Annotated in this window: 9 protein-coding genes; 3 read left to right on the plus strand and 6 right to left on the minus strand. The window is 59.4% G+C overall.

Annotated elements, in window-relative coordinates:
* Positions 1 to 30 precede the first annotated feature (30 nt).
* Together ACUXUR_RS16700 and ACUXUR_RS16705 are read left to right on the plus strand one after the other, a co-directional pair.
* A complete protein-coding gene (locus ACUXUR_RS16700) occupies positions 31 to 789 on the plus strand; it encodes a hypothetical protein (protein ID WP_445503479.1) in 759 nt (252 codons plus the stop codon).
* A 170-nt stretch (positions 790 to 959) separates the two neighbouring features.
* Positions 960 to 1,346 (plus strand): response regulator, encoded by a 387-nt coding sequence (locus ACUXUR_RS16705; RefSeq protein ID WP_445503480.1) that lies wholly within the window; start codon positions 960 to 962, stop codon positions 1,344 to 1,346.
* Between the two features lie 196 nt (positions 1,347 to 1,542).
* Here the strand turns inward: ACUXUR_RS16705 and ACUXUR_RS16710 are convergent, their stop codons facing one another.
* A complete protein-coding gene (locus ACUXUR_RS16710) occupies positions 1,543 to 3,417 on the minus strand; it encodes a hypothetical protein (protein ID WP_445503481.1) in 1,875 nt (624 codons plus the stop codon).
* Between the two features lie 139 nt (positions 3,418 to 3,556).
* Here ACUXUR_RS16710 and ACUXUR_RS16715 point away from each other — a divergent pair, with 139 nt between their 5' ends.
* On the plus strand, positions 3,557 to 4,906 hold the full coding sequence (locus tag ACUXUR_RS16715; RefSeq protein ID WP_445503482.1) for a gluzincin family metallopeptidase: 1,350 nt from the start codon (positions 3,557 to 3,559) through the stop codon (positions 4,904 to 4,906).
* A 6-nt stretch (positions 4,907 to 4,912) separates the two neighbouring features.
* Here the strand turns inward: ACUXUR_RS16715 and ACUXUR_RS16720 are convergent, their stop codons facing one another.
* From ACUXUR_RS16720 to ACUXUR_RS16740, 5 genes are read right to left on the minus strand one after another with little or no spacing between them, the layout of a single operon-like run.
* Positions 4,913 to 5,404 carry a hypothetical protein gene (locus tag ACUXUR_RS16720; protein ID WP_445503483.1) on the minus strand — a complete coding sequence of 164 codons (492 nt, stop codon included), beginning with the start codon at positions 5,402 to 5,404 and terminating at the stop codon, positions 4,913 to 4,915.
* A 17-nt stretch (positions 5,405 to 5,421) separates the two neighbouring features.
* Positions 5,422 to 5,862 carry a hypothetical protein gene (locus ACUXUR_RS16725; RefSeq protein WP_445503484.1) on the minus strand — a complete coding sequence of 147 codons (441 nt, stop codon included), beginning with the start codon at positions 5,860 to 5,862 and terminating at the stop codon, positions 5,422 to 5,424.
* A gap of 38 nt (positions 5,863 to 5,900) precedes the next feature.
* Positions 5,901 to 7,289: a TfuA-like protein gene (locus ACUXUR_RS16730; RefSeq protein WP_445503485.1), complete on the minus strand. Its 1,389-nt coding sequence runs from the start codon at positions 7,287 to 7,289 to the stop codon at positions 5,901 to 5,903.
* Entirely contained in the window at positions 7,286 to 8,560 is a 1,275-nt protein-coding gene (locus tag ACUXUR_RS16735) for a YcaO-like family protein (protein WP_445503486.1), read from the minus strand. Before ACUXUR_RS16735 ends, ACUXUR_RS16730 begins: the two co-directional genes overlap by 4 nt.
* Positions 8,557 to 11,697, minus strand: coding sequence for an ATP-binding protein (locus ACUXUR_RS16740; RefSeq protein ID WP_445503487.1), 3,141 nt, complete (start codon positions 11,695 to 11,697; stop codon positions 8,557 to 8,559). Before ACUXUR_RS16740 ends, ACUXUR_RS16735 begins: the two co-directional genes overlap by 4 nt.
* Between the last annotated feature and the right edge of the window lie 177 nt (positions 11,698 to 11,874).

Consider the following 11,874-nt stretch of genomic DNA (forward strand, 5'->3'; position numbering starts at 1 on the left):
AGATCCCGGAATTTGCTGGAAGGAAACTTTATGACTCGACGTCTTGCTCTCACAGTTTCGGCCTTTGCTTTGGGTCTCGCCGTCAGCCTGCAGCCTCTGTCGCTCGATATGGCTTCGTTCAAGATTGAAAAGTCTCAAGCCTACGCTAAAGGCGGCGACGGCGGAGGAAACGGTGGCGGTAATGGTGGTGGAAATGGCGGTGGAAATGGTGGCGGTGGCGGCAACGGCGGCGGGAACTCCGGCGGCGGTGGAAACGGAGGTGGCTCCGGTGGCGGTTCCCGCGGCGGTGGCGGTGAGAGTTCTCGCGGAGGCGCAAGCGAGCGCAGCGGCCGCAGCTCCGGCGCCAGTGATGCTTCCGCAAAAGGTCAAGCGAGGGCCGAGCAGGCACGCAGCAGCACGCGCGAAACCAAAGAAGCTGGAGTGAAAGTCTCCTCCGAAGCGAAGCAAGCCGCAGCCAGTGCCAAGAGCATCGGCCTGGATACAGCCAAACTCGGTCGCATGAACGCGGTGAATGCCTCAGCGGCGGCCCGGCAGCATGCGGCGCCTCATTCCACAGTCGGCCTGATCGCCACTTACGAGAAGGCCTTGAGCGTCAGTGAGGACACGGAGGATGAAATCACCGATGCCGAAATCACCGAGGCTGCCGAAGCTCTTGCAGCGCTGTCGAAGCAGGGAGTGCCGGAGGAGCCTGTCGAGGCACTCAACGAGAAGCTTGGGCTCGAGATCGAGTCGGACGTGATCGATCGGGTCATAGACGAGGCCCGGGAACTCCAAGCCTCACGTCAGTAAAGACCTGAACGTCCTGCCGCTCACCAGCGGCAGGACGGTTCCCGGAAACCGACAACTCGATCTGTACGAACGGCTCCTGGGATCGAGCGAGGATAGCGTCATTCATTAAGGACATTCGGGCTCACATGCAGGGATCCATACAGCAGGTCGGGAACATCGGGAGAGCGCCTATGCACAATGACCGCAGCCCCCGCGTTCTCATTGTCGAAGATGAGACCATGATCTCGATGCTGATCGAAGACATGGTATGCGATCTCGGGGGACACGTGGTTGGCCCGGCAGCCAAGTTTGAGCAGGCCATGATTCTGGCGCTCCAGGCTGATTTCGACCTCGCCGTTCTCGACGTTAATGTTGATGGCTTAGTGGTCTATCCAATTGCGGACGTTCTGCGGTATCGCGGCATACCGTTCATCTTCGTGACCGGCTACGATTCCAGCGTCGTACCTCAGCGCTACCAGCACAATTGCGTGCTCTCAAAGCCGTTCTCGCACCAGACCTTTAGTGATGCTTTGAGAGAAGTCTTCGCCAACTCGTCCGGTGCACCGGCTGCTTGTTAGGTCCTGGGCGGCACGTCAGCCAGCCTGCCCCGCATCAGTAGCCGATGACAGCCCCTGCAATACGGTGACCGCTCTGCAACACCGAAGATCTCGCCCGCGATTTTCTCTGCGTCGATGTCAATCACGCATCACGTGCAATCAAATATTATGGACCGGAGGCAAATGATGCTCCGGTCCAAAATCGCGGGAAGCGAGATCAGAGACGATCGAGCGAAGGAGTGTCTCCGCCGAACCAATTCTTCTTCATGAGCGCCCTCGCCTCCTCGGCAACCGCATCGTCACCGCGCTTCTCGGCTGCTTGAAGCAGCCCCGCAGCTGCCCAGCCATTGTTGGGCGAGCGCTGCAGCGCGACCCGGAAGGCAGCTTCCGCGTCCTCTACTTTTCCCTCCTGCAGCAAGGCTGCTCCGAGCGACTGGTGCACCGGGTAATACCAGAACGGCGGCTCCATGTAGGGCAGTTGATCCTGGATCTCGGTCGCCTCTGCGAAGTGCGCAGCAGCTTGCGCGTGATCGCCTTTGGCCTGCGCAATCCGCGCCTCAATCACCTTCCCAGCAATGGCGAGCACGCTCGGGCCCGGCACACCGACATCCGGCATTGCCGTAATCTCAGGTGCGCGCGCCAGCTCTGCAATGGCCACTGCTTCTGCGCGGGCATCTTCCTCCCGTCCAAGCCGCGCCAGCGCCACGCCGCGGGCGTAATGCCAGGAGGCCAGCACGAACGGGAAACTCGCATCCGGTGCCGGCAGAGAAAGCACTTTCTCAGGCTCCGAGAAGCGCGCATGGGTCGTATAAGGCGCGGCCGCAATAGGCTGTGTCCAAGGCACTTCGCGCTTGGTGCGGTCCGATACGAGACCGGCGAGCTTCTCAGCCGCCGCGACGGCGGTCCCGCCATCGCCTCCCATGAGGGCCGAGGCCATCACGAAGTGAACGTTATGGGCGTAGTAGCCTTCCGAATAGAGCAGGCTTGCGCCACCTTGCTTGAGCTGCGCTTCGTCGACGGCGGCCGCCTGCACATTCGCGTCCAGGCTCTCGCGCCAGCGACCAAGGCGATACCAGATATGGCTCGGCATATGCACGAGGTGCCCGGCTCCGGGCATCAAGGCCGCCAGTCGGGCCGCATGACTCGCGGCGCGTTCCGGCCTGTCGGAGGCTTCGACGGCATGGATGTAGAGGTGGACAGCCCCGGGGTGGTCTGGATCTGCCTTAAGGGACCCCACCTCTCTGTCACCGAGCACACCTTCGATAAGCTCGATCATGCGTGCGGTCTTTCCCTTCGGCGTACGCCCACCATCCGTCCAGTAATCCCAGGGGCTGAGATTCATGAGCGCGTCGGCGGTCAGGAGCGCGACGTGCGGATCCTCCGGGAAGCGTGCTTGCACGGCCTCCATCGCATCGGCATAGGCCTGATCCAGTGCCTTGCGGTCTGCGTTTGGATCGGAGGAGTGCCGCCGCGAGAGGGCATCGATAAGAGCAATCGGCAATTCGCCGGCGGGAGCAAGACGCCTGGCCTGTTCGAGCACGACAAGCGCACGGGCATTGGCATCGGCATCCATGGGGTAGTTGATGTGCGGTCCAAGCACCCAGGCCTCTCCCCAGAGGCACATGGCGCAATTCGGATCGAGTTCCTGTGCCGCCCGGAATGCACGGGCGGCTTCCGCATGGTTGAAGCCCCAGCCAAGACGATAGCCCTGATCGAAATAGGCTCGCGCATCCTGTTCTGATGGAGCAACGGCAGACCATGTGACCCGGCCAAGGTTTTCATAAATGGGCGGGCGAGCCTCGGCGCTTGGTGCCGCCGCTCCTTTCGGAAGGTCACGACTATAGGCTCCAAGTTCATTGCGTGCTGGAGGCTGAGGATGAGTCTGATGGTCGGCTTGCGCGATCTGCACTCCCGCTACTGCTAACGATTGCCCTGCATGGGTCATTCTGTGGAGGAGTTTCACTCTCGGAGAATTGTGATCGCCAAGAGGGCAAGCCGCGGCCGATGTCGCAACCATAAGCGCTGCCGCTGCGGTGGTGGTCAGGAGACGAATGCGCGCTAGGAGGCGCAGGCGTATCGCAATATGGGTCATGATGGACCTCCCCTGCTGGAGAACCCTTTCAGTATGATCCTGCGGCGAGTGAGGGTCTGTGACCTATCTCACAGTCTCGGAAGGTTCGGGAGCAGGCATGTCGGGGGCAATGCGTAGCCGTCCGAAGGGGGACTTGCAGATGAATATCCCGGCATGTGTCGAAGGCGGCCCTCTAACGCAACCATACAAGGAATATCGTCCGGCTGTTGGATGTGATCAGAACCGCAGCAGTTGCATGTTCGGCGATTTGGGACCACTCTGTCGCAATCGATCGAAACCTGCCGACCTCGAGTTTGCTATGGTGCTTTACTACGCTGACCGAGACCGTGAATTCGGGACACGCGTACGTCTCTTCCCGCAGGCACCTTTTCTCGCTGGGTTTGCCGAACCTGAGATCGTCTGGCTGTCGCCACCTGCCGGGAGCATTGCACCGGGGCCGTCAGATGATCGCATGTATGTCATCGATGCCATCGATAAGGATGAGCCATACGCATTTCCCTATCTCCCCCCCTACGATGGCCCCACGCGTGCGCCAGTCGAGCCGGATGGGAATGGCCACTTCGCCCACTTTGCTCCCGACTCCCGCGAGTTTCTCGCGGTTCACATGTACGGCTCTGTGCGCCGTGTCCTCGACATCTTCGAAAGCTATCTCGGTCGAAGGATCGAATGGCCGTTCCGTCTCGACTATCCGCGCCTTGAGATCATTCCCTTGATCCATTGGGACAACGCTCAATCCGGCTATGGCTATGTCGAGTTTGGCCGCTTCTCCTCGACCGAAGGGGTGATCCACCCCTATGGGCTCAACTTCGATGTCATCGCTCACGAGATAGGGCATACCATTATCTTCTCACTGGTGGGGTTCCCGACAAGCGGCAAGATGCCACTCGCGTTCCGCGCTTTTCATGAGGCCTGCGCCGATGTTACTGCCCTGATTGGCCTCCTGCACTTCGACTCCGTTCTCGACAGGCTGCTGCGTTCCTGCCGAGGCAATATCTATACGCTCAACGAACTCAACCGCCTGGCTGAGATTTCGGAGACGAAGCAGATCCGGATCGCGAGCAATAATGCAAAAATGTGGGAGGTATCTCCGGAACCCCACGACCTGTCGCGTCCTCTCACCGGAGCATGTTTCGATATCATCGTTTATCTGTATGCGGCGGAACTCGAGTACCGTGGGCTCATCCCGCCGGATCTATGGACACGGGCCTTTGATACGAAGACCCATGAACAATGGGCCGATCAGGTCTCAGAAACCTTTGCTCGCCGCTACGAAAACCGCCACTTTGCTTTCAAGGCCGCTCTTATGGAAGCGCGCGATATCTTCGGATACTGCCTCGTCTCAGCCTGGCAGGCGATGTCGCCCGATCAATTGACGTTTGAGACGTTCGGAGCAGCACTCATGAATGCCTGTCGGACAATCGCGGGAGAGCGTCACCTCGACGAAATCCGGGCAATCTTTCAATGGAGAGGAATTGATGTGAGCGGCTGATCTCGCTCACGCCTTTGATGCTGGTTCCTCATCATCAAGAGCAACCAACCCGGTGATGGTCATTCCAGGCTTGAAGTCGTCCTTGAATGTGATGGACACTTTGACGATGAAGCCGACGGACGGAACGGGAGGTTCGATAGGAAGCCGTCGAGAGGCTTCGCCATCCGGGCAGTGCTCGATTTCCGGGAGACATGCATCGAGGGGAACATCAACCTGCTTTACCTCCCCTTCAATAATCTGGTTGGACAGATTTGGATTCTTCAATACATCCCATAGGTCATCGAAGTGCGGATATATATTGCGCGCAAGGATGCCCGGGGCGGTCTGGACAATGGCCGCCACCTTTGCGCTCTGGCCCGTACGGCCCAAGTCAAGAATCCGGACCCGAAAACTCTTCGCGGTCAGCCCGTCCTCGTCGGTTGGAACGAATGCAATGGCCTCCTTGATCTGGAGACTGTCGTCCAGTTCACCGGAGAAGCCGCCGAGAGCCGTCACCATCGCAACCCCTCCTCAGATTATTCCGTCAACTTACCGCCCCGGTGGCTCATCTGGTGCGCAATCGAATAGGCAACCGGCTGTTTGTTGGCATTGATGTTGCGGTTGAGGATGAGTTCCTCAAATGTGTCGCTTTGCGCCTGCAGCTGGATAGTGTGGCTAAGCTTATCGACCTCCCAGCATCGGTAATGAGCAGGATCCCACCCACATCCTTGAGCCTCTACACCTGGTCCATTGACCAGAACAATGACAGGTTCGGGCAGAGAGTAGCAGTGGCCCTGATAACAAAATCCATAGATCAGGGCGAGCCTTCGAGCATTATTCAGCGGAATGCACACGACCGATTCGGTTTGCAGCTGAAGACGAACCAAACGAACGCCGTACAGCATAATTCTCGAGGGGTTATAGGTTCCCGTACTAGGGATAGGCCGTTCCTCGGTAACCTCGACCAGATTGGTCATCGGCGCCTCTCCTGCTGCCAGCTTATGACAGGTGAGGACTATCCTTCAGTCAAGCCATGAGTCCTCGTGGAAATACCTTGTTTCTCGCAGTGTTCGCGGAAGAGATACTCCCGAAGGAGTGCTTTGCTCATATCAGAGACATCAGCGAAACCCATCCTTTGTGCAAGTGCCTCTGACGACATCGTTTGTATCTGTCCGGGATATGCCAGACGCCAGAACCAGCCGACCAAAGCGGCCGGAGAGATATTGCCTGTCTGCGTTGTCGTTGCCTCCTTTCCCATGTCACGGAGAGCGCGCTGCTTGGCCTCGGCACGCTCGATAAGACGAGCTAGCCAGCCATGAGAGCGCAATGTGCCGATGAGCTGGTTCTGTGCAACATCTCCGAACGCTGCGGCAGTCCAGCGAACGAGCACTTCCTCCTCCAGAAATGTATCCAACTCCTCACGACTGATCCGACTTTGTTCAAGAGCCTCCTCCAGACCCATTCCGCACTCGCGAAGCCATGCTCGGAGCACCTTCTCCTTTTCGTCCGGCTCCGCCCCGTTCCTCCGACGTCGCGCTTCGCGAATAGAGAGGAGACGGTTCAATGCCTCCCGCAGCACGCGGGTGTAATCCGTAGGCACCAATCGAAGTTCGTCGAGGATGTCCTGGACGAGAAGCGCATCGGTCCCGCTTCCGATAACTTGCGGCAAGCCGTGCGCCGCCTCGTAATCAAGGTCCCAGACCTCCGTTCGCTCGAATGTGAATCTTGCCTCGAAGGCGGAAGGATCGATTGCGATGAAATCGCGGATTACGGCCAGCATCTCCAGCGCATCACTATGCTTGCGACTGACTCGACCCGTCGGCAGCCACACTTCGAGGGCATCGAGTTCTGTGCTGTCGAGTTCCGAGATTCGAGATCGGCTGATGAGATCTGACCAGCGCCGATCCGCATAGAACAACTGCTTCGCCATATCGTTGAGGTGGTCCTTTGTCTTTTGACCGATGACACCATCATGAAGCGCAGCCTCGAGCGTAGCCCGAATGTCGACCATCGCTTCGCTGAGCGGCAGAAAACCGAGCCCGGCCGGTCCATGCTCCACGGCCACTTCGTCATCATCCTCGATCAGGCCCGAATGGTAGTCAGCGAAGATGGAGCCGATACCCACCATTCCAAGCGCGCAGAGTTCCGCTGCGCGTAAGGCGCCCATGCTGGCGGCACCGAAAACGTGAACGCCCTGATGCAGGGCCCAGAGAATTTCCTTGTGCCGCACGGCCGGAACAGTTCGGAAGGATCCATCGATGATCGCAATCACGCGGGGTTTCGGGGACATTTCGACGGCCCGCAGAATATCGCCATGCTTGGCAGGTGGCAGGCAGATCGCATCAATCTTTTCACGGACCTCAGCAGCGGAGATGGTCGGGCCGCAGAACACAACTACCCTCATGAGACCCGCTCCATCTGAGCACGGGCGCGGCGTCCCAGGGCGACCTCAAGGCCAAGCAGCCCCTCAAGACCCGGCACTACGACGCGGACGACGGCGGCTGGAATGGAATTGTCTGGTTGAAGGTCGGAAACTATCACATCATTGAGCCCTGCTCTCCGGAGGCGCTCCACGATGTGTTCGATGTCCTCGTCCACAGTCGCGTGATAGGCATGGGGAACATCGTCAAATCTGCAGGCTGCCGCATCCGAGCCAAGGCGTTCACGCCAGCGGGCCAGATCCGTCATATCATCAAACCGTTCATAGAGAGCAGGCCCCACGTCGTCCCGGCTACCCGCAATGATCGTGGCGCGGGATTGGACAGCTTCGAGAACCGCTCGCAGGAGCGCGATCCCCTTGTCGGGGTGACACCCATGTCCTTCGGCAGGCAATGGCATGAGGCCTGGGCCACCATGCCGCTCCATGATGTGGCACTTGAAGGCGGCGATGCCGATATCCGAGGTCAGATCCCATACGGCTACGACGAAACCCCTCCCCGCGATCTGCGACAACACAGCCGCTGCGTCCGGATCGTCAACCGATGTGAGATCGAGGCGCCGACTGTCGATACCGTTCAAATCAAGTGAGAAGAGAACCTGTGCATCACGCTCGATCAGCTCGCAGAGGCCATGGACAAGCGCTTCACGGCGATCATTTCCCGATGCGAGGCCATTCGTGCTCGCCACGAAGTAACCACTGCCGGCGGGCGCCGGAAGGGTGAAATTGGTGTGAACGCACTCGAACGGCAGCCAACAGCTCCTTCCACCGGCCAAGTGCTGCCCCTCGAACCAGAGAATGCGGGTTCCCGCCGAGAAGCGTGCCCCCATGCGGAAGCTGAGACGACTGAAATCCACGGTCTGTCGACCTGCCTGCTGCATCTCACTTGCACAGGCCCAGACCAGAGGCCCATGCGTGCGCTCCGCGCAACGGGTCTCAATCGCTTCCATGACCGCGGAGACTTTCGCGGCTGTTCGATCCAATCCCTTGCCCTGGAAGGTGATATTCGAGCGTGAACCAGGACGAATAGCGACGGCGACGGGAAGCCCGATGGAATCGAGGCCCGTGATATCCGCAATGCGGGTGATGCCGAATGCTCCGAAGAAGGGACGCAACCGGTCCAAGGTCTCCCTTGGCTCGACTGCGCGATGTGTTCCTGACCGATAGGCTTTCGACAGCGCCGCCTCGCTCGAAGGACATTCGGTCTCGTTGGCTGTCGCGGCGAAGGTCTTGCTCATGCAATTCTCCGCAGCCGGCCAAGAAGTTCCATCGCCACGGCTTTATCCCGTGTCGCCGTTGCCTCGGGTATTCTCGCAAGAGCAGTTTCTAACTGTGAAACGCCCGGCCCTCTCAGGTCTGTATCTGCGAGAACAGCCGCCCGGCTGGTCGCGGCACGCAGGAGAAGGGCGTTCGCATTCTGGGATTCTGCAGCCGCGATAGCCTCGTCATAACAGCGAAGAGCCTCCTCCCCGCGGCCTAAAGAGGTGAGAAGATCGCCCTTCCGTCGCAGAATTTCCGCGATCCAGTAGCGCAAGCCGGTGTCAGACGCGATGCTGATGGCTTCCTCGATCACCTCAAGTCCGTGAGAAAATTCGCCTGCAAGTTCATAGGCTTCGGCAAGCATCTCCAGGTAGGCGGGGAAATCCTCCTGCGTGCCGATGATCCTCTGGGTCTCGAGACCACGCTCGATCGACGCAATGCCTTCGGTAAGAGCGCCGCTCAGCGATGCCGCCCATCCACCGAAGATCTCTGCCTTCGCAGCAATGTCCCGGAAGCTCAATTTCTCCGCGAAATGATACATGCGCAAAGCCCGGTTCCTCACGGACTCCACGTCACGGCGATAATGAAGGAGATTGATTTCAGCCTCTTCGAAATGGGTCTTGCTGCCAAGATGATCGAGCATTGCAGCGTGGCGGGCACAGGCTTTGATGATGGCCAGAGAACGTCTGGGGAACCCCTGCAGCCAAAGGGACAGCGCCTGTTCGCCTAAACCACAGACCTTCGGATCATGGCCGCCATAGAGAATGGCGTCGTGCCGGTGTTCCACTGCATCATACAGGGCAAGCCCTTCCTTGATATGCTCGCAGCATTTTTCCTGCTCCCCCAGCATGAAGAGCGTCGCCCATTGGCAGTGATGAGCCTGCAGAGCCAGATGAGGATCCGCAAGATCCTGGACGATGGCCGAGAGTTGATCAGCGCGCTCGTGCATGGCTTTGAAATCCGGAGACGTGCGCCACCATCCCCAATATGCCGTGAAGCGACGTTGATCGGTCGGAAGACCGTCTGAAAGAGCAATGGCCTGTCGATAAAGCTCCTGGACCTCATCGGCGCCAGGGCCAACACTGGAAATCAGGAGCGGCCCGAGAGCAAGGCAGATGTCGAGTTCGATCTCGTCCCGTCCCTCTCCCGGCTCAAGATCGGTGCAGAGGGCGAGAGCCCGTCTCAGCAGACTGATGGCCTCGAGATTAGCGGACCGTAACGCGGCACGTTGACCGGCGAGCCGGAGCTGAACGATAGCCTCGCGGGGCATGCCGGCCTCGGTGAAATGACGCGCAAGGATTTCTGGCTCGGCGGCGGCCGCTTCCAGAAGATGGGCCAACCGTCGGTGGATTCTCCGACGAGTAGCCTTCACCATGCTGTCATAGGCGCATTGCTGCAGGAGAGCATGCCTGAAGCTGTAGGAATGCTCTGGCACGTCGTGCTCGGGAGCGATCACACCGCGTTCGTACAACCGGGTGAGACCGGCATTGAGCTCCTCTTCATCGAGCTGCGTCGCCTCCTGGAGCAGATTGCGCGGAAACCTTCGTCCGATCGCGCTTGCCACTTGTGCAAGCTGCTTGCCGGACCCGGACTGATCGAGGCGCGCTGCCAGCACATCCATCAGCGATATGGGCAATTCGCTTGTTTGCCCGGGACCCGGCTGCTGTTCCTTCGCCGCCTGCTGCTCCAAAAACGTTCGTGTCAACTCTTCCAGGAAGAAGGGATTACCCTCGGAGCGGTCGATAATGTGCTTTAGTTCGGCATCCGGAACATGGGATGAACCGGCGATGTACCTGACAAGAGCAGTGGCCTCCTGTTCCGCCAAGGGCGAGAGCTCAATTCTCATCAGATGCCGTGCGTCTGATGGTTCAAGAGCGGTAAAGGTTGGACGCGCTGTCGCGATCAGGAAAACGGGCAGGTCCACGATTCGGGAAATCAGTCGGTCCAGCAGCTCCAGCGAACTCGGATCTATCCACTGCACATCCTCGACGATGATCACGAGAGGGCCTCGAGCGGTCAGGCGCGCGATGATCTCGATCAGAACCGTAAAGGTCTCTTCCTTGATCTGCTCCGCTTTGTCCTGCAGCCCGACCTCCCCCCTCTCCTCCTGAAGCGGGAAAATAACCCCCATGAGGATGGGGGCTGCATTCGACATGGGAGGAACCGGGAGATTAAGAAGGCGGTTCAGCCTCTCCTTTGGAAGATGATGAAGCCGTCCCGTGCGCATCAGCAAGGCCCGTTCGAGAAAGGTCTTAACGGGATGGAGCGGTGTCGACACATGGAGGGGCGAACATTGGAAGCTGAAAACGAAGGTGGCATCGTGGCCCAAGCTCACGCGGACCTCGGCTGCGACACGTGATTTTCCGATGCCAGGATCACCAGCGAGGAGAATAGTCTGCCCCTGCCCGTTCTGCACGCATTGCCATCGTTGCGATATGGCTGCGAGTTCGGCCCCCCTGCCGAGAAAGGGCGTGTCGCCCCGTGAATGAAACCCCTCGAAACGCGTTTGCGGCCGCCGAGCACGCAGGACCGTCCAGGCCTGCTGCAACTGAGAGAAACCGGCCAGCTGCAACTCCTGGCGCTGACCGAAGCGGAACATGGCGCCGACGAGCCGACGCGTCGCTTCGCTGACAAGAACGGAGTTCGGTGCTGCCGCATTCTGAAGGCGGGCGGCAAGATGGGGCGCGATGCCAACGACCTCATCGGTCCCGAAGCCCCGATCCCCCGCCATATCGCCTGCCACGACCCTGCTCGTGGCGATGCCGACACGCACGCTCAATGCGACCCTGCCGCCATCTCCTACAGGGCTGAGATGAGTGCATCTTTCTATGATGGCGAGGCCTGCCTGGATAGCCCGTTCGGCCGCATTCTCATAAGCCGTGGGATAGCCGAAATAGGCCATCCCGCCATCGCCAATGTACCGGTTGACCTTGCCCCCAAACTCCTCAACCGCGGCAGTGCACATTCGGTGGAAGCCCTGGAGGAGTTCGTGCATGTCCTCCGGATCGAGCCGCTCGGCGAGCTGGGTCGAGCCGACGAGATCGTAGGCGAGCGCAGTGACTTGCCGTCTCTCAGCCGTACTTGCCAATTGCGCCGTTGGGACGTGCTGTGGCATCCGCTGCGACCCCGTTGCGGCGCAATATAGCACGATTCATTCAGCAGGTGTCAGGCGGCTCATTCTTAGAGAGCCGTGTCGAACGAGCTTAAGATTTAAGGATGAATTCAGAGGCCGAAGGAGTATCGAGACTGGCTTGGAAGTGCTGTAGCCCTGGAGATCAGAGCTTTTAGAATC

Source organism: Microvirga medicaginis (genome assembly GCF_052658925.1).

Excerpts from the sequence above, each read along its gene's own strand:
- ACUXUR_RS16700 (WP_445503479.1), top strand. The coding sequence starts at position 31 with ATGACTCGACGTCTTGCTCTCACAGTTTCGGCCTTTGCTTTGGGTCTC.
- ACUXUR_RS16705 (WP_445503480.1), top strand. The coding sequence starts at position 960 with ATGCACAATGACCGCAGCCCCCGCGTTCTCATTGTCGAAGATGAGACC.
- ACUXUR_RS16710 (WP_445503481.1), bottom strand. The coding sequence starts at position 3,417 with ATGACCCATATTGCGATACGCCTGCGCCTCCTAGCGCGCATTCGTCTC.
- ACUXUR_RS16715 (WP_445503482.1), top strand. The coding sequence starts at position 3,557 with ATGAATATCCCGGCATGTGTCGAAGGCGGCCCTCTAACGCAACCATAC.
- ACUXUR_RS16720 (WP_445503483.1), bottom strand. The coding sequence starts at position 5,404 with ATGGTGACGGCTCTCGGCGGCTTCTCCGGTGAACTGGACGACAGTCTC.
- ACUXUR_RS16725 (WP_445503484.1), bottom strand. The coding sequence starts at position 5,862 with ATGACCAATCTGGTCGAGGTTACCGAGGAACGGCCTATCCCTAGTACG.
- ACUXUR_RS16730 (WP_445503485.1), bottom strand. The coding sequence starts at position 7,289 with ATGAGGGTAGTTGTGTTCTGCGGCCCGACCATCTCCGCTGCTGAGGTC.
- ACUXUR_RS16735 (WP_445503486.1), bottom strand. The coding sequence starts at position 8,560 with ATGAGCAAGACCTTCGCCGCGACAGCCAACGAGACCGAATGTCCTTCG.
- ACUXUR_RS16740 (WP_445503487.1), bottom strand. The coding sequence starts at position 11,697 with ATGCCACAGCACGTCCCAACGGCGCAATTGGCAAGTACGGCTGAGAGA.